Source organism: Aeromicrobium sp. CFBP 8757, assembly GCF_014841755.1.
Classification (GTDB): Bacteria; Actinomycetota; Actinomycetes; order Propionibacteriales; family Nocardioidaceae; genus Aeromicrobium.
On sequence record NZ_JACYUM010000001.1, the window covers coordinates 660490 to 683353 of the forward strand.

A 22864-nucleotide genomic window follows, 5' to 3' on the forward strand; every position below is an offset into this window, starting at 1 on the left:
GTGAAAGCCGATCCCACCGCCCAGGCCGCGCTCCTCGAGCTCCAGGCCCAGGACGCCCTCCTCGCCCAGCTGCAGCACCGCAAGAACACCCTGCCCGAGCTCGCGGAGATCACCGCGCTGGAGGCCCGTTTCAAGGAGCTCGACGGCCAGCGCATCGAGCACGACACCGCCGTGTCCGACCTGACCCGCGCCCAGAAGAAGGCCGACGCCGAGGTCGAGATGGTCAAGACCCGTCGCACCCGCGACGAGGAGCGCCTCAACTCCGGCGCCGTCAGCAACCCCAAGGACCTCGCGAGCCTGCAGCACGAGCTCGTCGCCCTCGAGCGCCGCATCGGCACCCTCGAGGACGAGGAGCTCGAGATCATGCAGTCGCTCGAGGAGGCGCAGGCGCGGCTGACGAACGTCCAGGGCGATCTCTCGGCCGTCACCGCCGAGCTCGAGCAGAAGGTCGCGGCGCGCGATGCCGCGATCGCCGTGCTCGACGAGCAGGCGTCCGCGGCGCAGGCCGATCGCGCGACGTCCGCCGCCGACGTGCCGGAGGACCTCGTGACGCTCTACGACAAGCTGCGTGGGCAGTACGGCACCGGCGCGGCCGCGCTGCGGGCCCGTCGCTGCGAGGGCTGCCGCCTCGAGATCAACGGGGCCGACCTGCGTGAGCTCGCTGCGCAGCCGGAGGACGACGTCCTGCGCTGCCCCGAGTGCAGCCGCATCCTGGTGCGCACCGCCGAGTCCGGTCTGTGACCTCGCGGGTCGTCATCGAGGCCGACGGCGGCTCGCGCGGAAACCCGGGTCCTGCGTCGTACGGGGCGCTGCTCCGCGACGCCGGCACGGGCCGGGTCATCGTCGAGCGCGGTGAGACGATCGGCGTCGCGACCAACAACGTCGCCGAGTACGCCGGGCTGATCGCCGGTCTCGAGCTCTACCTCGAGCACGCCGACGGTGCCGAGCTCGAGGTGCGGATGGACTCCAAGCTCGTCGTCGAGCAGATGGCCGGACGGTGGAAGGTCAAGCACCCCAGCATGATCCCGCTGGCGGAGAAGGCCCGCCGGCTCGCTCCCCGCGGCACCACGTGGACGTGGGTGCCGCGCGAGCAGAACAAGGCCGCCGACGCCCTCGCCAATGCCGCGCTCGACAGCCAGCGCGACGGCGGCTCGGGGCTCGTGACGGGGCCGGCCGCGGCAGCCACGCCTGCCGCCACGGCAGCTCCCGCTCCGTCCAAGGGCTGGGGCGGTTCGTCCGGCACGGCCACGACGTTCGTCCTGCTGCGCCACGGCGTCACGGCGGCCACCGAGCGCAAGGCGTTCAGCGGCAGCGGCGGCACGGCCGACCCCGAGCTGACCGAGGCCGGCCGCGAGCAGGCGCGCCGAGCGGCCCGCTGGCTCGCCGACCACGGCTCGATCGACGCCATCGTCGCCTCCCCGATGCGCCGCACGCGTGAGACGGCAGCCGCCGCCGCGGACGTGCTGGGTCTGGACGTCGAGATCGACGAGGGTGTCGTCGAGACGGCCTTCGGCGACTGGGACGGCCACACGTTCGCCGAGATCCAGGAGGGCTGGGGCGACGAGCTCACCGCGTGGCTCGCCGACAGCTCGGTCGCGCCGCCCGGCGGCGAGTCGATGGACGCCGTGCACGAGCGCGTCGCCGACGCGCGCGACCGCCTCGCCGCCCGGTACGCGGGCCGGACCGTGCTGGTCGTGAGCCACGTGACGCCGATCAAGATGCTGGTGCGACTCGCGCTCGACGCCCCGATGGGCGTGATCTACCGGATGGAGCTGTCGCCCGCCTCGATCACGACGGTGTCGTGGTGGCCCGACGGCCCCGCGTCGCTGCGCGGCTTCAACATCGTCCCCTGACGGGCCGGCTCAGCTCGTCGCGACCTCGTCGACCACGACGTCCAGACGCGTGCCGGCCCGCTCGACCGTCCATCCGAGGTCGGCGAGCGTCGCCTGCAGCTCGTCGACGGTCCGCGGCTCGGCCCCGGCCTCGAGCAGGCCGCGGACGATGCGTCCCTTGGTGGCCTTGTTGAAGTGGCTCACGACCTTGCGCTGGCCGTTGTGCTCGTGCAGCACCCGCATCGTCGCGGTGCGCTCGGCGAGCTCGACGGGTGGCTTGCCAAGCGCGGTGTAGGTGCCCGAGCGCAGGTCGACCAGCAGCCCGTCGCCGACGGCCTCGGCCATGACACGGGGCAGGGGAGTGCGCCAGCGTCCGGCGACGGGCCCCAGGCGCGGGAGGCTGACGGTGCCCGACAGCCGGTAGGCGGGGATGAGGTCGCCGGGCCTCACCAGCCCGAACAGCGCGCTCGCGATCGCGAGGGACTCGTCGGCGCGCCGCCGTGCGACGTCGTCGAGGCTGGCGGGGTCGAGGGCGGTGAACAGGACGCCCGTGTAGACGGTGTCGGCGCGTGCCGCCGGCTCGTCGGGAAGGACGGCGTTGACCGCGATCGCGCCGGCCTGCGTGGGACCCAGGCCGAGCACCTCGGCGGCACGCCTCGGGTTGCCCGACGACAGCTTCACGAGACTGCGCAGCAGCTGCTCGCGGACAGGGTTCAGCCGCGCGAACGACAGCGCGTCGAGGTCGAGCGGCGGTCCGTCCTCCGGCCGGGTCTTGCCTTCGGACGGGGGGAGCAGGATCAGCACGCCCCGACCCTATCCGTCACCAGATGACGGACGTCCAGGCCCACAGGACGACGGTGCAGAGAGCGACGAGCACGGGCGTCGTGGCGAACCCGATCGTGTGGAACTCGCGGATCGTGGACACGCTGCGTCCGCCCGACTTGCGCCACAGGATGTTCGCGAGCGAGCCGATCATCGTCAGGTTGGCGCCCACGTTGACCCCCACCAGCAGCGCCAGCACCGGGCCCGGACCGGCGGCCTCGGCGGCCGGCAGGAGCAGCAGCGTCGCCGGCAGGTTGTTGACCAGGTTCGCAGCGATCATCGCGATCAGCGCGACGGCCAGGAGCGACCAGAGGCCCTCGCCGGACGGCAGGGCGTCGGTCAACCGGTCGCCGAGGCTCGTCGATCCGATGTAGCCGACGGAGAAGGCCCACGCCAGGATCACGGCGGCCAGCGGCAGGTTGGCCGCGTCGAGCAGCTCGCGCCACGTCGACAGGCGTCGCACGAGGGCGCGCGTGCTCAGCATCACCGCACCGATCGCGGCCGGGATCCACGGTGTCAGCCCGCTGCCGAGCCCGATCAGCACGAGCACGACGACCGTGACGGGCACGAGTGGAACGGGCTGGACGTCCACGGGCACCGGGGCGGCGTCGCGCAGCTCGCTCCTGAACCACACGCGGAGGACCAGGTACTCGGCGACCACGGCGACGATCCAGACGGGCAGCATCGCCCACGTGAACCCGAGGAACGTCAGGCCCGTCGACCCGAAGGCCAGCAGATTGGTCAGGTTCGAGACCGGCAGCAGCGTCGAGCCGGAGTTGGCGAGCCGTACCGACGCGTAGGCGTACGAACGCCGAGCCGACGCCGCGAGCAGCACGGGCGTCAGCAGCACGACCGTTGCGTCCAGGCTGAGGGTCGCCGTGACGATCGCGGCCGTCGCGACGGCGTAGGCCAGCAGCCGGCGACTCGATCCGCGGGCGCCGCGGGCCACCCGACCGCCGAGTGCTGTGAAGAGGCCTTCGTCCGCGCAGGCCTGCGCCAGCACGGTCATCGCCACGAGGAAGCCGATGATCTCCGCGAGGGATCCGAGGTCGTGCGTCACGCGCAGAACCTACCGGAAGGGCCCACGGTAGGATCGGCGACGCGAATGAGTCGGCCGGGCGGCCGCGGCGTCCCTCGCGGGGCGTCGAGGAAAGTCCGGACTCCACAGAGCGACGGTGGTGGCTAACGGCCACCCACGGCGACGTGCGGGACAGTGCCACAGAAATCAGACCGCCAGCGGCCCGTGCTCCTCGGAGCGCGGGTGCGGGTAAGGGTGAAACGGTGAGGTAAGAGCTCACCAGCGTCCCGGGTGACCGGGACGGCTAGGTAAACCCCACCGGGAGCAAGACCAAGAGGGCCGCGTGACGCTTCGGCGGCGGGTGGCTTGCGCTGACGGGCTGCTCGTCCGATGTCAGCGGGTAGGTTGCACGAGGCGCCCAGCAATGGGCGTCCCAGATGGATGGTCGCCCACGACAGGATCCGGCTTACAGGCCGGCTCATTCGCCCTTCTTCAGCTCCTCGGCCAGCATCACGATGATGCCGCTGGGGCCGCGCACGTACGTGAGCTTGTAGACGTCCCGGTAGGTCGCCACCCCGCGCAGCGGATGACAGCCGTGCCGGGCGGCGATCGCGAGTGCCTCGTCGATGTCGTCGACCGAGAAGGCCACCCGGTGCATGCCGATCTGGTTCGGCTGGGAGGGCTCGGTCTCGATCGCGGCGGGGTGGACGTACTCGAAGAGCTCGATCACCCCGTCGCCGTCGGGTGTCTGCAGCATCGCGATGTTGGCGTGGTTGCCGTCCAGCCCGACGGCGGTGTCGGTCCACTCGCCGCTGACCGTGTCGCGGCCGAGGACGGTCAGGCCGAGGTCGGTGAAGAAGGCGATCGTTGCCTCGAGGTCGCGCACGGCGATCCCGATGTTCTCGAGCTTGATGGGCATGCGCCGCACGCTAGCGGCTCTCGGGCGTTCGTCAAGCGGCGTCGGGTCTGGTGGTCCAGTGCAGGACGCCGTGGCCCTTGTAGGTGTGGTGTCGTCGGCACAGGGGTCCGAGGTTGTCTCCCCTGGTGGGGCCTTCGGGGTATGGGATGCGGTGGTCGATGTCGCATCGTTCGGCCGGGACCATGCAGCCGGGGCCTTGGCAGGTTCCGTACAAGAACCTCAACGCCACGTTGAGAACATCCGGGGCGAATCGGCCGAGATATTCGTGGGCCAGGACGTCGTTGCCGACCGGGTCGGTGATGATGCGGTGCCAGAACACGCTGCCAGATTCGGCCACGTCAGCAATCCACTGGGCGGGGACTCCCCAGGTGCCGTCGGTGGACTCGGCAAAGCCGGGGTTCGCGCCGGCCAGGACGTCCGCACCGATCGTGACGCCGATGTTCGCCTCGACGGCAGCCTCGGTGGCATCGGAGTCGGTGCACCACGCGACCAGCAGGTCGGCCTCACGCTGGGCGACGGTGCGGTCGTCGTCGGGGTCGACACCACGGCGGGCGCCCTTGCGGATCCGGTCGGCGATCGCGGCAAGCTCGTGCGACGGCAGGTACGCGCCCAGGAAACCCATCGAGTCGTCACCGTGCTGGACCGTCACGTGCCGCTTGGTGCGTTCGTCCTCGGCCCGCTCGATCGCCAGATCGGCCTCGACCCGGCGAACGAATCGCTTGAGCCAGGCCCGCAGCTCGGCGACCGTGTGGGTCTGCGCGTACTGCACCACCCGCCGGTCCAGCAGGTCGACCGATTCGGTGCGCTTGAGCTGGCCGATCGTGTGCCCGACCTCGCGCACCCGCACCAAGTCGATGCGACCGTCCAGGAACGCTTCCCACGTCGTGGACGAGTGGTCGCGGACCCGGTCGGCGAACGCCAACCGGTGCACCACCTGCCCCTCCGACAATCCCATCGCCTCACCAATGCTCAACGCGATCGCGCCGCGCTCGACCAACCGACGCATCGGCGACTCCAGCAGCTCGATCCGCGCCATCTCGGCGTCCCTGTACTCCAGCATCGCCACCACCGACCGCGCCTCAGCACGCGCCTGCTCCCGCGCGACATCACCCAGGACGTCGATCGGAGCAGGTGCGAAGGTGGCCATACATCCAACCTAGACGCCACCACCGACACTCAACCGTAGCGAGATGCAGGGTGTGCACGACGCCGGGGCGGCGTGATCGACGTCCCGCTGACGGCTCGGGAACTACAAGGGTGTCGCGATGAGCACGTTGTGGTCGGCGATCCGTGTCGCGATCAGCCGTCGTCCGCCGTCATCGTCGCGGGCGGCAGCCAGTCGGCGCCGAGGAGCTGCGCGACGTCGACGAGGCCTTCGGTGTCGCTGCCCACGGAGTCGGAGGCGGCGGCGATCCGCTCGACCATGACCCGGCCGACCTGTTCCTCGACCGTTCCCTCCGCGTAGGCGATGTGCCACGGCGAGACCTGGTGGTCGCGGTGGGTGCGGCCGGTCACCTGCCGCGCCGCGATGCCCGAGAACCGAGCCTGGTGGAAGATGCCGACCCGCGGCTCGGTGCTCGCCCGACGGCCGTCCGCCAGCAACTCGCCGGCGTGGAGGCTGATCGAGGCGACCGTCGTGAAGACGCACACCGGGGCCTGCCCCGTCTGGAACCGGAGCCGCTCGGCCTCGGCGTCGAAGCGGCCGTCCCCGTAGATCGTCGCCACGTCGATGCCGGAGTCGCGCAATCTGTCGGTGATCGGTTCGGCGGCGGTCGTGACGAACTCGACCGAGCACGCCACCTGGCGCTCGGAGCGCACCTGCTGGGCGATCCAGTCGACCGTCGAGTCGACCCGGATCAACCCGGCCTTCTGCCGGAAGCGCAGCAGGGCGGCCCGCCCCTTCGCGACGCTGCGCCCGCGCCGGGCGATGTCCATCTCGCGGCAGAACTCGCCCCACTCGGCCTCGTAGGCGGCCCGCTCGGACGGGGTGAGCGTCACCGGCATGCCGGAGATCGGCACCGGACCCCACGGTGCCGCGCGGTGCAGGATCGCCGGAGGCTGCTCGTCGGCGAGCCAGCCGCGCACCAGCGCCAGGTCGGTCGCACGCCGGCCGGGATCGGTCGTCCAGGTCGCGCCGTACCGGCCGTGCTCGACCCCCACCCCGTGGCGCTCGAGGGCCGCGACGAACGCCGTGCCGGGCTGCGTCGTCGCGGTCCACTCCCGCATCGGCTCGCCCAACGCCTGCGCGTAGGCGGGGGCGAGGTACGGCAGCTCGAGAGGCGTGTGCCCGGGGGTCGCCGTCGTCGCGATGACGAACGGCGCGCTGTCGTGGGGTCGCGCGTGCCCCGACACCTTCGCCCAGGCCTTCCACCGCTTCGTCGTGGTCCGTCGCAACGCGTGCGCCTCGTCCGCGACGATCACGTCCCACGCGTGGTCGGCGACCTTGTCCAGCCGGTCCCACGTGATCACGACCCACTCGAGACCGCCGTCGCCCAGCGCCGTGATGGTCCGGCACCAGTGACCGATCGTGATGGCAGCGGGCCGGTCGGCCACCACGAGCACCCGTCGGGCGCCGCGCAGGTCGCCCACGGCCGTCGCGCCGAGGACGGCCGAGATCGTCTTGCCGACTCCCGGCTCGTCGGCCAGCAGGAACAGGCGGCCACCCGCGGCGGCGCGCTCGGCGATCGCGTCGGCCGCCTCGAACTGGATCCTCCGCGGCTCCAGGGCGCCGGTCGCCTCGGGGCTCGGGGCCGGGTCGTCGGGGTTCAGGGTGTTCTCGACGAAGCGACCGAGCGTGTGCGCCCCGGGGGAGTAGGGGGCGAGGTGCGGGGGCAGCGACCGCCCGACGAACAGGTGGGTCCTCACCGCCGGATGCCAGGTGGCGCCGTCGACCTGCGTTCCGTAGGGCACGTCGAGCACCCACACGCGCTCGCCCGGACCGGACGGCACCGGGAGCGGCGGCAGCGGCTTCGCGCTGCGGGCCCGCGACGCGCTGCGCCGACGAGAACCGGATCGGCGGGCACTGGACACGCCCGGACGCTACACGGGTGCGAGCGGGCTACGGGTCGTGCGTCCTCGCGGGGTCGAGGACGCGCGCGAGTTTGCCGCTCGCCCAGGATGGGTAGTGTCGATGGCGGCCCCTCCACGAGAGGTGAGGCCATCCCACCAGACGTCCAGCCCAGGAGGCTTCATGAGCGTTCCCACCATCGATCTCAACAACGGTGTCTCGATTCCTCAGCTCGGTTTCGGGGTGTTCCAGATCGATCCCGACGAGACGAAGGACGCGACGCTCCAGGCGCTCGAGGTCGGCTACCGCCACATCGACACGGCCCAGATGTACGGCAACGAGAAGGGCGTCGGCGAGGCGATCGCCGAGTCGGGCATCGCCCGTGACGAGATCTTCGTGACGAGCAAGCTCAACAACGGCTTCCACGCCCACGACGACGCGCTCGAGGCGTTCGACGGCACGATGGACAAGCTCGGCCTCGAGAAGGTCGACCTGTTCCTGATCCACTGGCCGCTGCCGGGCATCGACGTCGACTTCGTCGAGACCTGGAAGGCGCTCGAGGAGATCTACGCAACGGGCCGCGCCCGCTCGATCGGCGTCTCGAACTTCCAGCCCTCGCACATCCGCCGGCTGGTGCAGGAGACGAACGTCGTCCCCGCGGTCAACCAGATCGAGGTGCACCCGTTCCTGACGCAGGACGACGTGCGCGCGGTCAACACCGAGCACGGCATCGCGACCGAGGCCTGGTCGCCCATCGCGAAGGGCATCGTGCTCGACAACCCCGTCATCCAGGGCATCGCGACCGAGCACGGCAAGACGACGGCCCAGGTCGTCCTGCGCTGGCACGTGCAGCGCGGCGACATCGTGTTCCCGAAGTCGGTCACGCGCAGCCGCGTCGAGGAGAACTTCGACATCTTCGACTTCGAGCTGTCCGACTCCGAGGTCGGCTTCATCAGCGCCCTCAACAAGGACGAGCGCACCGGCCCGAACCCGGACGAGTTCAACTACATCCCGTCCTGACGGTCACCACCCCCACCGACGCTGCCCTGACCGCCACCGCGGTCAGGGCAGTGTCAGTATCTCGGCGCCGTCGCGGGTGACCAGGAGGGTGTGCTCGAACTGGGCCGTCCGCGACCTGTCGCGGGTCGTGGCGGTCCAGCCGTCGTCCCACATGTCCCAGTCGGTTCCGCCGAGCGTCAGCATGGGCTCGATCGTGAACGTCATGCCGGGCTGGATCACGGTGTCGGCCGACGGGTCGTCGTAGTGGGGGACGACCAGCCCGTCGTGGAACGCCGGACCCACGCCGTGGCCCGTGAAGTCACGCACGACGCCGTAGCCGAAGCGCTTGGCGTACGTCTCGATGACGCGTCCGATGACGTTGATCTCGCGCCCCGGCTTGACGGCGCGGATCGCGCGCATCGTCGCCTCGCGGGTGCGCTCGACCAGCAGACGCGACTCCTGGTCGACGTCGCCGACGAGGTACGTCTTGTTGGTGTCGCCGTGCACGTCGCCGATGTAGGCCGTGATGTCGATGTTGACGATGTCGCCGTCCTCGAGCGGCCGGTCGTCGGGGATGCCGTGGCAGATGACCTCGTTGACGCTGCTGCACAGCGACTTGGGGTAGCCGCGGTAGCCGAGCGTGGACGGGTAGGCGCCGTTCGAGACCAGGAACTCGTGCCCGACGCGATCGAGCTCGTCGGTCGTGACGCCCGGGGCGATCGCGGCCTCGACGGCGTCGAGCGCCTGCGCGGCGATGCGGCTCGCGACCCGCATCGCCTCGATCGTCCGCTCGTCCCGCACCAGCGGGCCCTTGTAGGGAAGCGGCGCGATCTGGCCGACGTACTCGGGGCGGTCGATCGAGGAGGGCACGGCGCGCTCGGGGGACACCCGGCCGGCGGTCAGCACAGTCACCGGGCGAGTTTAGTGGCAGCGGCCCAGCGCCACCTGGTGCAGGATGGGGCCATGGCAGATCACGCGTTCTACTACTGCACGAAGCACAAGACGGTCGAGGGTGAGGAGGGCTGCCGGGCGGCCGACCGCCTCGGCCCGTACGACTCCGCCGAGGAGGCCTCGCACGCGCTCGAGATCGCCGCCGAGCGCACCAAGTCGTGGGACGACGACCCCGACTGGAACGACGAGGCGCCGAAGGAGCCGTGATCGGCTCGACCCGGCGTCGACGGCGGCGCAGCCGCAGGAGCGGGTTGCAGCTCGAGCGCTCGGGCCCGTGGATCGGCGTCGTCGGCCTGCTGGTGCTGCTGTGGCTCGCCGTCACGACGATGGTCTACGCCCCGTGGTGGGGCGTGGTGCTGCACGTCGTGGCGATCGTGCCGATCGCGGTCTGGACGTCGCGCTGGGCGCGCACCCGGCCGGCGGCGTCCACGTTCGTGCCGCTGGCCGGGCTGCCGGTCCTCGCCGCCGTCACCGCCCTGGGCGTCCGGCTGGGCGGCTGGGGCGCCTGACGGGGTGAGGACCGGCGGGCGTCAGCTCTCGAACGAGTGCTCGGCCGCCGGGAACGACCCGCCCTTGACGTCGGAGACGTACTCCTGGGCAGCGCCGAGCATCACGCCGTGCAGGTCGGCGTACTTCTTGACGAAGCGGGGCACGCGCCCCGTGTTGATGCCGAGCATGTCGGTCCAGACCAGCACCTGGGCGTCGCACTCGACGCCCGCGCCGATGCCGACGGTCGGGATGCGCAGCGCGGCGGTGACCGCTGCGGCAGCGGGAGCCGGCACCATCTCCATCACGATCGCGAAGGCCCCGGCGGCCTCGAGCGCCTTCGCCTCCTCGACGAGCCGGGCTGCACCGTCGCCGCGACCCTGCACGCGGTAGCCGCCCAGGTTGTGCTCGGCCTGCGGCGTGAAGCCGATGTGCGCGCAGACGGGGATGCCGGCGTCGGTCAGCAGCTTGACCTGAGGGGCCATCGCGGTGCCGCCCTCGAGCTTGACGGCGTGCGCGCCCGCCTCCTTCATGAACCGCACGGCCGTGTGGAACGCCTGCTCGGGCGAGGCCTGGTACGAGCCGAACGGCAGGTCGGCCAGCACCAGCGCGTGCTTCGCCGAGCGGGAGACCGCCCGCACCAGCGGGATGAGCTCGTCGACCGTGACGGGCAGCGACGTCTCGTTGCCGAAGACGTTGTTGGACGCCGAGTCGCCGACCAGCAGCACCTCGACCCCCGCCTCGTCGAAGATGCCGGCGGTGAACTGCTCGTACGCCGTGAGCATCGTCCACTTCTCGCCGCGGTCCTTCATCTGCTGCAGCGTGTGGGTGCGGATGCGCTTGCGGGCGGCCGGGGGAGCGGCGGGTCCGCCCCCGTAGGGCGCGGTCTCTTCTGGGGTCGCGTCGACCATGGTGGTTCTCCTGTTCGTCTCACGGCCCCGTGCGGGGTCCATGGATGTCTCCAGCGTGGCACACGCGCGCTGCCGGCACACGGACGCCGAGGTCGTCCCGCCGTGATGTGGACCACGTCACCCGAGGACCTAGGATCGTGCGGTGACCACGAACGAGCTCATCGCCCTCATCAGCATCATCGTCGCCGTCGTCGTCGTGGGTGGAGGCGCCGCCCTCGTCATCACGCGCGGCCGCCGTCAGCTGCCCCCGGCCCCGCCGACGCGCGAGATCGACCAGCCGGACGGGACGACCCCGATCTCGCCCGACCCGGAGGTGCCGGCCGAGCCCGAGCCCGCCGAGGCCGACCACGGCACCGCGGTCGACACGCTCGAGCGTCCCGAGGCGCCGCAGGGCCGCCTGGTCCGCCTGCGCGCCCGCCTGGCGAAGTCGCAGGGCTCCCTGGGCAAGGGCCTGCTGGCCGTTCTCGGACGCTCGACGCTCGACGACGCCGCGTGGGAGGAGATCGAGGACACGCTGCTGGCCGCCGACGTGGGTGTCGGCGCGACCGACGAGCTCGTCGCCAACCTGCGCACCAAGCTGCGGGTCGAGGGCGTCACCGATCCCGAGGTGGCCAAGGCGGCGCTGCGGGCCGAGCTCGTGCGCCTGGTCGACCCGACGCTCGACCGCTCGCTGTCGTCCGCCGGCGCCGACGGCAGGCCCGGCGTGGTGCTCGTCGTGGGCGTCAACGGCACCGGCAAGACCACGACGGTCGGACGCCTGGCGCGGGTGCTGGTCGCCGACGAGAAGACCGTCGTGCTGGGCGCGGCCGACACGTTCCGCGCCGCCGCCGCCGACCAGCTGCAGACGTGGGGCGAGCGGGTCGGCGTCCCGACCGTCCGCGGCCCCGAGGGCGGCGACCCCGCCAGCGTCGGGTTCGAGTCGGTGCAGCGCGGCATCGCCGACGGCGCCGACGTCGTCCTGGTCGACACCGCCGGACGCCTGCACACCAAGTCGGGCCTGATGGACGAGCTGGGCAAGGTCAAGCGCGTCATCGAGAAGCAGGCGCCCGTCACGGAGGTGCTGCTGGTCATCGACGCGACGACGGGCCAGAACGGCCTGACGCAGGCGCGCGTGTTCGGCGAGGTCGTCGACGTCACGGGCATCGTCCTGACCAAGCTCGACGGCACCGCGAAGGGTGGCATCGTCATCGCGGTCCAGCGCGAGCTCGGCGTGCCGGTCAAGTTCGTCGGTCTCGGCGAGGGGGCCGACGACCTCGCGCCGTTCGACGCCGACGAGTTCGTGGACGCCCTGCTGTCCTGACGCCGCCGGGGCCGTCCCGAAACATGCTGTTAACGCAGCAGCGCGTTTCGTGACACGGGCGCAACATCGGGCACCGCAATCGGAAATCCTCCGACATCAGGCTGTGATGCAGCGGGCGGCACCTCGCCCGCGTCCATCACTTCGGAGGTTTCATGGATACCGGCGACACCGCGTGGATCCTGGCCAGCTCGGCCCTCGTCCTGCTCATGACGCCAGGACTGGCGTTCTTCTACGGCGGCATGGTCCGCTCCAAGACCGTCCTCAACATGATGATGATGAGCTTCTCGGCGCTCGCCATCGTCCCCGTCCTGTGGGTGCTGTACGGCTACTCGTTCGCGTTCAGCCCCGGCGGCAACCAGTTCCTCGGCGGCTTCGACCGCCTCGGGCTGCAGAACATCTCCGTCGACACCGCGTACGGCACGATCCCCGAGTACGTCTTCGTCGCCTTCCAGCTGATGTTCGCGATCATCACGCTCGCCCTGATCAGCGGCGCGATCGCCGACCGGGCCAAGTTCACGGCCTGGATCCTGTTCTCGGTCATCTGGATCACGATCGTCTACTTCCCGGTCGCGCACTGGGTCTTCGACTTCGGTGACGACGGCGGCTGGATCGCGACTAAGCTCGAGGCGGTCGACTTCGCCGGCGGCACCGCGGTGCACATCAACGCGGGCGCCGCGGGCCTGGCCCTGGCCCTGGTGCTCGGCAAGCGCGTCGGCTGGCGCCGCGACCCCATGCGTCCGCACAACCTGCCGTTCGTGCTGCTCGGCGCGGGTCTGCTGTGGTTCGGCTGGTTCGGCTTCAACGCCGGCTCGGCCGTCGGAGCCAACGGCCTCGCGGGTCTCGCGTTCGTCAACACCGCCGTCGCCACCGGCGCGGCGATCATCGGCTGGCTCGCGGTCGAGTTCTTCCGCGACAAGAAGGGCACGAGCCTCGGAGCCGCGTCGGGTGCCGTCGCCGGCCTCGTCGCGATCACCCCGGCCGCCGGTGCGCTGTCGCCGTTCGGCTCGATCTTCCTGGGCCTGGTCGCCGGCGTCCTGTGCGCCCTCGCGGTCGGCCTGAAGTACAAGCTCGGCTACGACGACTCGCTCGACGTCGTCGGTGTCCACCTCGTGGGCGGTCTCGTCGGCACCCTGCTGATCGGTCTGCTCGCCGTCGGCGACGGTCTGTTCTACGGTGGCAGCCTCAGCCTGCTGGGCAAGCAGTTCGTCGCGGCGTTCGTCGTGCTGGCCTACTCGTTCGTCCTCACGTACGCGATCGGTAAGTTGATCGACGTCACGATCGGCTTCCGCGTCTCCGAGGAGGACGAGGTGACCGGCATCGATCAGGTCGAGCACCTGGAGACGGCGTACGACTACGGAAGCAGCAGCGGCGGGTCCAACCTCTTGAAGGAGCTCTGAGCATGAAGCTTGTCACCGCGGTCATCAAGCCGCACAAGTGGGAAGAAGTCCGCGAGGCACTCGCCGCGGCCGGTGTCGCCGGCATGACGGTCACCGAGGCCAGCGGGTACGGACAGCAGAAGGGGCACACCGAGGTCTACCGCGGTGCCGAGTACGACGTCTCGCTGGTGCCCAAGATCCGCCTCGAGGTCGTCGTCGACGACGCCGACGTCGAGAGCGTCGTCGCCACGATCACGTCGTCGGCGCAGACCGGCAAGATCGGCGACGGCAAGGTCTGGGTCGTCCCGGTCGACTCGGTCGTGCGCGTGCGCACGGGCGAGACCGACGAGGCAGCCCTCTGACCCGCTGCACCTCCACCGCTGGGCCCGACGCGTGCACGCGTCGGGCCCAGCGGTGCGTGCGGGGTGACTAGCCTGTGGCCGTGACGGATCACCGCGAGCTCGCCCAGCGTCGGGCCGACCGGGCGCTGGACGCCGACCGCCGGCTGCGGCAGCTGTTCGCCGACGCGGCACCGTCCCACGGCGGCGACCCCCGCGAGGGATCGGGCCTGGCCCTCGTCGCGGTCGGCGGCTACGGGCGGTCCGAGCTGTCGCCGTTCAGCGACCTCGACGTCGTCCTGCTGCACGACCCGTCCGTCGACGAGGCGCTCGTGCGCGAGGTCGCCGAGGCCGTCTGGTACCCGCTGTGGAACGACGGCGTGGCGCTCGACCACTCGGTGCGCGACACGATCCAGATGCGCGAGGCCGCCGCGACCGACCACCGGGCGGCCATGGGGATGCTCGACGCCCGCGCCGTCGCGGGCGATGCGGGGCTCGTCCTGACCCTGCGGTCGCAGGTGCTCGCCGACTGGCGTCGCGACGCACGCACCCGCGTCGCGGAGGTCCGCGAGGCGCGCACGACCCGCATCGACCGGGCGGGGTGGCTGGCGCACGCCGCGGTGCCCGACCTCAAGGAGTCGGGCGGCGGCCTGCGCGACAGCGTCACGCTGCGCGCGCTCGTCGCGACGTGGCTGATCGACGTCCCGCACGGCGAGTCCGAGATGCTGCGGGGCGCGCTGCTCGACGTCCGCGACGCGCTGCACGAGACGGTCGGGCGTCGCGTCGAGCGGCTGGACGCCGAGGTCGTCCCCGACGTCGCGCGCCTGCTCGGCATGGAGCCCGTCGAGCTCGACCTGCACACGCGCCAGGTCGGGCGGCGCATCGCGCACCTCGCGTCGCTGGCGTGGCGCAAGGTCGACGACGCCCTCGAGCCCATCACCCGCAAGGGCGCGTTCACGTCCAGGGGGCCGCTCGTGGTCGCGCTCGACGACGGGGTGGGGGTGCTCGACCGCGAGGTCATCGTGACCAAGGACGCCGATCCCGGCACCGACCCCGAGCTCGCCCTGCGGGCCGCAGCCGCGGCGGCACGGCAGGGGCTGCCGATCAGCCCGGGCTCGGCCCGGCGGCTCGCGACCGCGATGGGCGAGCTGCCCGAGCCCTGGCCGGCCTCGACCACGCGGCACCTCGTCGACCTGCTGACCGCGGGTCCGGGCCTCCTGCCGGTGTGGGACGAGCTCGACTTCGCCGGCGTCGTGGACCGTCTGCTGCCCGAGTGGGCGGCGATCCGCCTGCGCGGCTCGTCGTCGCCGGTGCACCGGTTCACGGTCGACCGGCACAGCCTCGAGACGTGCGTCATCGCCGCGGGGCTCAAGCGCGACGTCGCACGCCCCGACCTGCTGGCGGTCGCCGCCCTGCTCCACGACATCGGCAAGGGCGTGGCGGGCGACCACTCCGAGGTGGGCGAGCCCATGGCCGTCCGCATCGCGACCCGGTGGGGCTTCGGCGACGACGACGCGCGGACGATCGGGCGTCTGGTGCGCTGGCACCTGCTGCTGCCCACGATCGCGACGCGGCGCGACATCGAGGACCCGTCGACCGCGGCGAACGTCGCCGAGATCGTCGGCACGGAGGACTTCCTCGACCTGCTGAGCGCCCTGACGGCGTCCGACGCGCGGGCCACCAGCCCGACGGCGTGGTCGGGCTGGCGGCAGGGTCTGATCGAGGGACTGGTCGGCAAGGTGCGCCGGGTGCTCGACGACTCGGTCGTCACCCCGGACGCGACGACGTACGAGGGGTGGCCCGCGCACGTCCCGATCCCCGACCACGGCACCACCGGCCCGTCCGACTTCACCCTCACGGTCGAGTCGCACCGCGGCGGGTCGCTGCTGACGATCGTGACGGCGAACCGGGCCGGCGTCATGGCCGATCTCGCCGGCGGGCTGGCGCTGGCCGGCCTGGCCGTGCGGTCGGCCCGCACCGTGACGCTGGGCGACGCCGCGGTGACGCTGTGGGAGGTGTCGCGGGCCGACGTCGACGCGGGCCGCCTGACCGAGCGGCTGCGGCCTGCGATGGCCGGCGAGCTCGATCTGGCCGGGCGTCTCGAGCTGTCGTCGATCCCCGATGCGCCCGACGCGCGCGTGCGGCTGCTGGGACGCGTCACCGAGACGGCCGCCGCGATCGAGGTGCGGGCGCTCGACCGGCGCGGACTGGTGTGGACGGTGTGCGACCAGATCGCCTCGTCGGGCCTGTCGATCCGGTCGGCGCACATGTCGACGTACGGCGACGAGGTGCGCGACGTCTTCTACGTCGTCGACGCCGACGGGCACCGCCCGGACGACGCGACGTCCGCCTCGCTGCGCGACGCCATCGCGTCCGCCCTCGCCTAGCCCCCATCCGCCGACGAGTCACGTACGCCCGGCGGCGAGTCACGTACGCCGAGCAGCGCAGCGGCGGGAGTGACTCGCGGACGGGCGGGAGTGACTCCTCGCCGGGCGTACGCGACTCCTCGGCGGGCTCGGTTAGAGTTGGGACGATCTCGTTTCTTCCACCAGAGGACGTCGCAGCCCCATGTTCGACACCCTGCAAGGCCGCCTGCAGTCCGCGTTCAAGAACCTGCGCGGCAAGGGCCGGCTCTCCGAGGCCGACATCGACACCGTCGCCCGCGAGATCAGGGTCGCCCTGCTCGACGCCGACGTCGCGGTGTCGGTCGTCCGCGAGTTCATCGCGCGGGTCAAGGAGCGCGCCCTCGGCGCCGAGGTCAGCCAGTCGCTCAACCCGGCCCAGCAGGTCATCAAGATCGTCAACGACGAGCTGATCGAGATCCTTGGCGGCGAGACGCGGCGCATCCGCTACGCCAAGAACGGTCCGACCGTCATCATGCTGGCGGGCCTCCAGGGCGCCGGGAAGACGACGCTCGCGGGCAAGCTCGGCCTGTGGCTCAAGGAGCAGGGCAAGTCGCCGATGCTCGTCGCGGCCGACCTGCAGCGGCCCAACGCCGTCACGCAGCTGCAGGTCGTCGGTGAGCGCGCGGGCGTCACGGTGTTCGCGCCCGAGCCCGGCAACGGCGTGGGCGATCCCGTCCAGGTCGCCACGGCGGGTCTGGCCGAGGCCCGACGCACGCTCCACGACGTCGTGGTCGTCGACACCGCCGGACGTCTGGGCATCGACGCCGACCTGATGCAGCAGGCCGCCGACATCCGCGCCGCCGTCGACCCCGACGAGGTGCTGTTCGTCATCGACGCGATGATCGGCCAGGACGCCGTCGTCACGGCGGAGGCGTTCCTCGAGGGCGTCGACTTCACCGGCGTCGTCCTGACCAAGCTCGACGGCGACGCCCGCGGTGGCGCCGCCCTGTCGGTGCGCTCCATCACGGGCCGCCCGATCATGTTCGCGTCGACGGGCGAGAAGCTCACCGACTTCGACGCCTTCCACCCCGACCGCATGGCGGGCCGCATCCTCGACATGGGCGACGTGCTGACCCTGATCGAGCAGGCCGAGAAGGCCTTCGACGCCGAGCAGGCCGCGAAGGACGCCGAGAAGCTCATGGGGGGCTCGTTCACCCTCGACGACTTCCTCAAGCAGATGGAGGCCATCTCGAAGATGGGCTCCATGACCAAGATCATGGGTCTGCTGCCGGGCATGGGCCAGTACAAGGAGCAGATCGAGAACTTCGACGACCGCGAGGTCGACAAGATCAAGGCGATCATCCTGTCGATGACGCCGGCCGAGCGCGAGAACCCCAAGATCATCGACGGATCGCGCCGCGCACGCATCTCGAAGGGCTCGGGCACGCAGGTCAAGGACGTCAACGGCCTGGTCGACCGGTTCTTCGACGCACGCAAGATGATGCAGCAGATGGCCAAGGGCGGCGGGATGCCGGGCATGCCCGGCATGCCCGGTGCCGGCAAGCGGGCCGGCGCCAAGCAGAAGCCCCAGCAGAAGAAGAAGGGCAAGCGCGTGTCGGGCAACCCGGCCAAGCGTGCGGCAGCCGCGACGGGTGCGGCACCCGCCAAGGACGGCGCGAACGCCTTCGGCTTCCCCGCACAGGGCGACCAGCCGTTCGAGCTGCCCAAGGAGCTCAAGGACCTGATGTAGGGCGGCGCCTCGCCAGCACGCGCAGTCGCCACCACGTGACGGCGACGCCGGCGAGGCAGACGACGGCCGCGGCGGTGTCCTGGACGATCTCGCGGCCCGCGGTCACCCCGTCGTCGTACGGCTCGACCAGGAATGGCATCACGACGCCCACGAGCACCGAGCCGATCGCGAGCGCCGTCACGTGGTCGTCGGTCCAGCGCGGGCTCGTCGACCACCTGCCCACCACCGCGACGACGCCGGCCGCCACGACGACCCCCACCGCGAGCGCGGCGCCGGACTCCCCGGGCAGGTACAGCAAGTACGCCGCGAAGCCGATGGCCGCGACGGCGACGGTGGACGGCACCCGGACGTCCGTCACGTCGCGCCTGCGCCACAGCACGCCGCCCGCCACGAGGAGCGCCGCCGCGACGACCGCGGCGACCGTCTGCACGGGTGCCGCCTGGAACCCGTGCCCCTCCTCGTCCTTGACGCCGAGGTGGTTGACGACGCTCGCGAGCACGTAGACGGTCGCCACGACCGGCAGCCCGCGCCGTCCGAGCCACGGCCTGCGCCGCGACGGCGCGCGCGTCCACGCCTCGGCCAGGGCGATCGGCGTCGCGATGCTCGCGACGACGTGACCGCTCACGAACGCGAAGAGGAAGTAGAGGCTGACGTCGAGCCCGGCGACGTGCACCGGATGCTGGAAGTCGAAGCGTCCGTAGGCGGGGTTGAACAGCGACTGGTCGACGACGCCCGCCTGCACGACGCCGAACGCCGCGGCGAGCATCAGCATCGACGGCCACCCGCCCCCGGCGCGCCGCGCGACCTCGCGGACCAGCAGCGCCGCGCTGCCGTAGAGGGGGGCGAGGAACAGCAGCACCAGCGGCAGCTCGGTCACGGCGATGCCGCCCCACGCCATCTCAGCGAACCACGGTGCGGCCACGAGCACACCCAGCACCGGGAGCCACCGCGTCCGCCTCGTCATGGCTCCGACGCTAGGCGGGACGGCACCCGGGCGGCATCGACCGATCGGTTACAGGCCGTGCCGAAAGTTGTACCCCCGTCGCGCCGCCCGAGCATCGGGCATACGGTCGGTGCATGGGAGCAACACCGCTGGTCGTCGTCATGGGCATCTCGGGAGTCGGCAAGTCGTCGGTGGGGCACGACCTCGCCGACCGGTTCGGCGTCGAGTACGCCGACGGTGACGACTTCCACTCCGAGGCCAACATCGCCAAGATGTCGGCCGGCACGCCGCTGACCGACGAGGACCGGTGGCCGTGGCTCGAGAAGATCGGCCAGTGGCTGGCCGAGCACGGCGCCGACGGGGGAGTCATCAGCTGCTCGGCCCTGCGCCGCGTCTACCGCGACGTCCTGACCGACGCCGCGCCCCGCACGATGTTCCTGCACCTGACCGGCGACCACGACCTCATCCGGTCGCGCATGGAGGGTCGCGACCACTTCATGCCGCTGTCGCTGCTGGAGTCGCAGGAGCAGACGCTCGAGGCCCTGCAGGACGACGAGCGTGGCTGGGCCTTCGACATCACCCCGCCGCCCGACGAGATCGTCGACGAGTTCGTCGCCAAGGCCGGGCTCACGCAGGAGGACGCGTCATGATCGAGTCACTCGTCGCAGCGGCCGGCGATCCCGTCAAGGCGGTCGCGGGCACCGGCCAGCTCATCACGGCCGCGATCGTCGGCATCGCCGTCCTGGTCGTCGCGATCACGGTGTTCAAGCTGCACCCGTTCCTCGCGTTGATCCTCGGGTCGCTGACGGTCGGGGCCATCGCCGGGCGCGACATGCTCGCCGTCGTCGACAGCTTCAGCAGCGGGGTGGGCGACACGGTCGCCGGCGTCGGCGTGCTGATCGCCCTCGGCGCGATGTTCGGCAAGCTGCTGGCCGACTCGGGCGGGGCCGACCAGATCGTCGACACCATCGTGGGACGGTCGAGCCCGCGGATGCTGCCGTGGTCGATGGCCGCGATCGGAGCCATCATCGGTCTGCCGATGTTCTTCGAGATCGGCCTCGTCCTGCTGATGCCGGTCATCTTCCTCGTCGCCAAGCGCGCCGAGCGGTCGATCATCTCGCTCGGCATCCCGGCCCTCGCGGGCCTGTCGGCGATGCACGGGTTCGTGCCGCCCCACCCCGGACCGCTCGCGGCGATCGCGGCCGTCGACGCCAACCTCGGCCTGACCCTGGGTCTCGGCATCATCGTCGCGATCCCGACCATCGTCGTCGCCGGACCGGTGTTCGCGCGCTTCGCCGACCGGTGGGTCCCGGTCCCGGCAGGTGACCTCTACGACGCGTCGCCCGAGAAGCGCGAGCGCCGGCCCAGCTTCGCCGTGACCCTCGCGACGGTGCTGCTGCCGGTCGTCCTGATGATGGGCAAGGCCTTCGGCGACATCCTGGTCGACGACGGCACGACGCTGCGCAGCGTCCTCGACTTCATCGGCGAGCCCTTCGTGGCGCTGCTGATCGCGGTCATCGTCGCGATCTTCACGTTCGGCATCTCGACCGGGATGACCAAGGAGGACGTCTCGGACGTCCTCGGCAGCTCGCTGCCCCCGATCGCGGGCATCATCCTGATCGTCGGCGCGGGCGGCGGGTTCAAGCAGACCCTCGTCGACACCGGCATCGCGGAGGTCGTGGCCGACTTCGTCCGCGACAGCGGCGTGCCGGTGCTGATCATCGCCTGGCTGGTCGCGGTGGTCATCCGTGTCGCCACGGGCTCGGCCACGGTCGCCACGATCACGGCGGCCGGCATCATGGCACCCATCGCCGCCGACCTGGCGGGCCCGGAGGTGTCGCTGCTGGTGCTCGCGATCGGTGCGGGATCGGTGTTCTTCTCGCACGTCAACGACGCGGGGTTCTGGCTCGTCAAGGAGTACTTCGGGCTGACGGTCGGCCAGACGCTGAAGAGCTGGTCGATCATGGAGACCGTGCTGTCGGTGATGGGGCTCATCGTCGTGCTGGGCCTCGACGTCGTCGTCTGACGTCTACGCCGAGAGCGAACCACCTCGATCGTCGTGGGGTCCCGTCGGTGCACGGGGCTAGCCTGAGGTCATGCTGATCCCGCTCCTGCGGACGTATCTTGCTCCGTACAAGCGGCCCATCGCGATCGTCCTGTTCTTCCAGCTCGTGCAGACGCTGGCCAACCTCTACCTGCCGGGCCTCAACGCCGACATCATCGACCGCGGCGTCGTGGTCGGCGACACGGGATTCATCGTCCGCACGGGGCTCGAGATGCTGGGCATCACGGTGCTGCAGGTCGTGTGCACGATCGTCGCGGTCTACTACGGCGCACGCACCGCGATGGCGCTGGGCCGCGACCTGCGGGCCGGCGTGTTCGGCAAGGTCGAGACGTTCGCCGCCCGCGAGATGACCGAGCTGGGCGCGCCGACCCTCATCACCCGGTCGACCAACGACGTCCAGCAGGTGCAGCTCATCGTGTTCATGGCGCTGACGCTCCTCGTCACCGCGCCGATCATGTGCTTCGGCGGCATCGCGATGGCCCTGCGGCAGGACGTCGAGCTGTCGGGCCTGCTGCTGCTGGTCATCCCGGCGCTGGTCGTCAGCATCGCCCTGGTCATCCGCCAGATGCGCCCGCTGTTCCGGCTCATGCAGGTCAGGATCGACACGATCAACGGCGTCATGCGCGAGCAGATCATGGGCATCCGCGTCATCCGCGCCTTCGTCAAGGAGGACTACGAGGCCGAGCGGTTCGGCGACGCCAACCGCGACAACATGGAGGTCGCGATCGCGGTCGGCCGGCTCATGGCCATGATGTTCCCGATCGTCATGCTCATCATGAACGTCTCGGTCGTGCTGGCGACGTGGTTCGGCGGCTACCGCATCAGCAGCGGCGACCTCGAGGTCGGCACGCTGACCGCGTTCCAGAACTACCTGGTGCAGATCCTGATGTCGGTCATGATGGCGACGTTCATGCTGATGCTGTGGCCGCGTGCCGAGGTGTCGGCCGAGCGCATCACCGAGGTGCTCGAGACCGAGCCGAGCGTCCGGGCGCCCGACGACGCCCCGCACGTCACCCTGACGGAGGGACGCATCGACGTCCGCGGCGCCTCGTTCGCGTTCCCGGGGGCCGAGCACGACGTCCTGCACGACGTCGACCTGATCGCCCGACCCGGTGAGACGACCGCGATCATCGGCTCGACCGGCAGCGGCAAGTCGACGCTGCTGGGCCTCGTGCCGCGCCTGTTCGACGCCACGGGCGGCTCGGTCGAGATCGACGGCCACGACGTCCGGTCCCTGCACCCGGAGGACGTCTGGGCCGCGATCGGGCTGGTGCCCCAGCGCCCGTTCCTGTTCTCGGGCACCATCGGGTCCAACCTGCGCTACGGCCGCCCCGACGCCACCGACGACGAGGTGTGGCAGGCGCTCGAGATCGCCCAGGCGCGCGACTTCGTCGAGAAGATGCCCGAGCGGCTCGACGCCCCGATCGCCCAGGGCGGCTCCAACGTCTCGGGCGGCCAGCGGCAGCGGCTCGCGATCGCCCGCGCGATCATCAAGCGTCCGCCGATCTACCTGTTCGACGACTCGTTCTCGGCGCTCGACTACGGCACCGACGCGGCCCTGCGCGCCGCGCTGCGCCCGGTCACGGCGGCCTCGGCCGTCGTGATCGTCGCGCAGCGCGTCTCGACGATCCGCTCGGCCGACCGCATCGTCGTGCTCGACGAGGGACGCGTCGTCGGCACCGGCACGCACGCCGAGCTGATGGACGACTGCGACGTCTACCGCGAGATCGTCCTGTCGCAGCTGACCCTCGAGGAGGCGACAGCATGAGCGAACGGAGTGAGCTCGTCATGATGCAGGGATC

21 protein-coding genes and 1 other RNA gene are annotated in these 22864 nt (G+C 71.3%); 14 read left to right on the top strand and 8 right to left on the bottom strand.

Annotated elements, in window-relative coordinates; genetic code table 11:
- Both IFT73_RS19490 and IFT73_RS03235 read left to right on the top strand, forming a co-directional pair.
- On the top strand, nt 1-741 hold the full coding sequence (locus IFT73_RS19490) for a C4-type zinc ribbon domain-containing protein (protein WP_192166356.1): 741 nt from the start codon (nt 1-3) through the stop codon (nt 739-741).
- On the top strand, nt 738-1853 hold the full coding sequence (locus tag IFT73_RS03235; RefSeq protein WP_192166357.1) for a bifunctional RNase H/acid phosphatase: 1116 nt from the start codon (nt 738-740) through the stop codon (nt 1851-1853). Before IFT73_RS19490 ends, IFT73_RS03235 begins: the two co-directional genes overlap by 4 nt.
- Nucleotides 1854-1862: 9 nt before the next feature.
- Here the strand turns inward: IFT73_RS03235 and IFT73_RS03240 are convergent, their stop codons facing one another.
- Both IFT73_RS03240 and IFT73_RS03245 read right to left on the bottom strand, forming a co-directional pair.
- Nucleotides 1863-2636, bottom strand: a complete 774-nt coding sequence (locus IFT73_RS03240; RefSeq protein WP_192166358.1) for a peroxide stress protein YaaA — start codon at nt 2634-2636, stop codon at nt 1863-1865.
- Nucleotides 2637-2652: 16 nt separating this feature from the next.
- Nucleotides 2653-3714, bottom strand: coding sequence for an SLC13 family permease (locus tag IFT73_RS03245; RefSeq protein WP_192166359.1), 1062 nt, complete (start codon nt 3712-3714; stop codon nt 2653-2655).
- 46 nt (nt 3715-3760) lie between these two features.
- Between IFT73_RS03245 and rnpB the strand changes: the two genes are divergently transcribed.
- Nucleotides 3761-4157: RNase P RNA component class A (gene rnpB, locus IFT73_RS03250), an RNA gene on the top strand.
- On the opposite strand, the gene IFT73_RS03255 is transcribed toward rnpB, so the two are convergent.
- From IFT73_RS03255 to IFT73_RS03265, 3 genes are all read right to left on the bottom strand, one after another.
- Nucleotides 4151-4591, bottom strand: coding sequence for a VOC family protein (locus IFT73_RS03255; RefSeq protein ID WP_192166360.1), 441 nt, complete (start codon nt 4589-4591; stop codon nt 4151-4153). The genes rnpB and IFT73_RS03255 overlap by 7 nt on opposite strands.
- Nucleotides 4592-4622: 31 nt before the next feature.
- Nucleotides 4623-5738, bottom strand: coding sequence for an HNH endonuclease signature motif containing protein (locus IFT73_RS03260; protein ID WP_192166361.1), 1116 nt, complete (start codon nt 5736-5738; stop codon nt 4623-4625).
- A gap of 152 nt (nt 5739-5890) precedes the next feature.
- Nucleotides 5891-7621: a helicase gene (locus IFT73_RS03265; RefSeq protein ID WP_192166362.1), complete on the bottom strand. Its 1731-nt coding sequence runs from the start codon at nt 7619-7621 to the stop codon at nt 5891-5893.
- 160 nt (nt 7622-7781) lie between these two features.
- On the opposite strand from IFT73_RS03265, the gene IFT73_RS03270 reads away from it, so the two are divergent.
- Nucleotides 7782-8618, top strand: a complete 837-nt coding sequence (locus IFT73_RS03270; RefSeq protein ID WP_192166363.1) for an aldo/keto reductase — start codon at nt 7782-7784, stop codon at nt 8616-8618.
- A gap of 42 nt (nt 8619-8660) precedes the next feature.
- Here the strand turns inward: IFT73_RS03270 and map are convergent, their stop codons facing one another.
- Nucleotides 8661-9509, bottom strand: coding sequence for a type I methionyl aminopeptidase (gene map, locus IFT73_RS03275; protein ID WP_192166364.1), 849 nt, complete (start codon nt 9507-9509; stop codon nt 8661-8663).
- Between the two features lie 51 nt (nt 9510-9560).
- On the opposite strand from map, the gene IFT73_RS03280 reads away from it, so the two are divergent.
- Both IFT73_RS03280 and IFT73_RS03285 read left to right on the top strand, forming a co-directional pair.
- Nucleotides 9561-9755: a hypothetical protein gene (locus tag IFT73_RS03280; RefSeq protein ID WP_192166365.1), complete on the top strand. Its 195-nt coding sequence runs from the start codon at nt 9561-9563 to the stop codon at nt 9753-9755.
- The gene (locus IFT73_RS03285) at nt 9752-10057 is read left to right on the top strand and encodes a hypothetical protein (RefSeq protein ID WP_192166366.1); all 306 of its coding nucleotides are present in this window, start codon (nt 9752-9754) and stop codon (nt 10055-10057) included. Before IFT73_RS03280 ends, IFT73_RS03285 begins: the two co-directional genes overlap by 4 nt.
- A 21-nt stretch (nt 10058-10078) precedes the next feature.
- Here IFT73_RS03285 and panB read toward each other — a convergent pair whose 3' ends face one another.
- The gene (gene panB / locus IFT73_RS03290) at nt 10079-10945 is read right to left on the bottom strand and encodes a 3-methyl-2-oxobutanoate hydroxymethyltransferase (protein ID WP_192166367.1); all 867 of its coding nucleotides are present in this window, start codon (nt 10943-10945) and stop codon (nt 10079-10081) included.
- A gap of 142 nt (nt 10946-11087) precedes the next feature.
- Here panB and ftsY point away from each other — a divergent pair, with 142 nt between their 5' ends.
- The 5 genes from ftsY (at nt 11088) to ffh (ending at nt 18054) form a co-directional block, all read left to right on the top strand.
- Entirely contained in the window at nt 11088-12245 is a 1158-nt protein-coding gene (gene ftsY / locus IFT73_RS03295) for a signal recognition particle-docking protein FtsY (protein WP_192166368.1), read from the top strand.
- Between the two features lie 152 nt (nt 12246-12397).
- Nucleotides 12398-13642, top strand: coding sequence for an ammonium transporter (locus tag IFT73_RS03300; RefSeq protein WP_056607614.1), 1245 nt, complete (start codon nt 12398-12400; stop codon nt 13640-13642).
- A 2-nt stretch (nt 13643-13644) separates the two neighbouring features.
- Nucleotides 13645-13983 carry a P-II family nitrogen regulator gene (locus IFT73_RS03305; protein WP_056607616.1) on the top strand — a complete coding sequence of 113 codons (339 nt, stop codon included), beginning with the start codon at nt 13645-13647 and terminating at the stop codon, nt 13981-13983.
- Nucleotides 13984-14063: 80 nt separating this feature from the next.
- Complete coding sequence (locus IFT73_RS03310; protein ID WP_192166369.1) at nt 14064-16346, top strand: [protein-PII] uridylyltransferase; 2283 nt, start codon at nt 14064-14066, stop codon at nt 16344-16346.
- 181 nt (nt 16347-16527) lie between these two features.
- The gene (gene ffh, locus IFT73_RS03315) at nt 16528-18054 is read left to right on the top strand and encodes a signal recognition particle protein (protein WP_192166370.1); all 1527 of its coding nucleotides are present in this window, start codon (nt 16528-16530) and stop codon (nt 18052-18054) included.
- Here ffh and IFT73_RS03320 read toward each other — a convergent pair.
- On the bottom strand, nt 18038-19018 hold the full coding sequence (locus tag IFT73_RS03320; RefSeq protein WP_192166371.1) for a hypothetical protein: 981 nt from the start codon (nt 19016-19018) through the stop codon (nt 18038-18040). The genes ffh and IFT73_RS03320 overlap by 17 nt on opposite strands.
- A gap of 113 nt (nt 19019-19131) precedes the next feature.
- Between IFT73_RS03320 and IFT73_RS03325 the strand changes: the two genes are divergently transcribed.
- From IFT73_RS03325 to IFT73_RS03335, 3 genes are all read left to right on the top strand, one after another.
- Complete coding sequence (locus IFT73_RS03325) at nt 19132-19647, top strand: gluconokinase (RefSeq protein WP_192166372.1); 516 nt, start codon at nt 19132-19134, stop codon at nt 19645-19647.
- A complete protein-coding gene (locus IFT73_RS03330) occupies nt 19644-21023 on the top strand; it encodes a GntP family permease (protein WP_192166373.1) in 1380 nt (459 codons plus the stop codon). The genes IFT73_RS03325 and IFT73_RS03330 overlap by 4 nt, the downstream gene beginning before the upstream one ends.
- A gap of 70 nt (nt 21024-21093) precedes the next feature.
- Nucleotides 21094-22830 carry an ABC transporter ATP-binding protein gene (locus IFT73_RS03335; protein ID WP_192166374.1) on the top strand — a complete coding sequence of 579 codons (1737 nt, stop codon included), beginning with the start codon at nt 21094-21096 and terminating at the stop codon, nt 22828-22830.
- Nucleotides 22831-22864 lie beyond the last annotated feature (34 nt).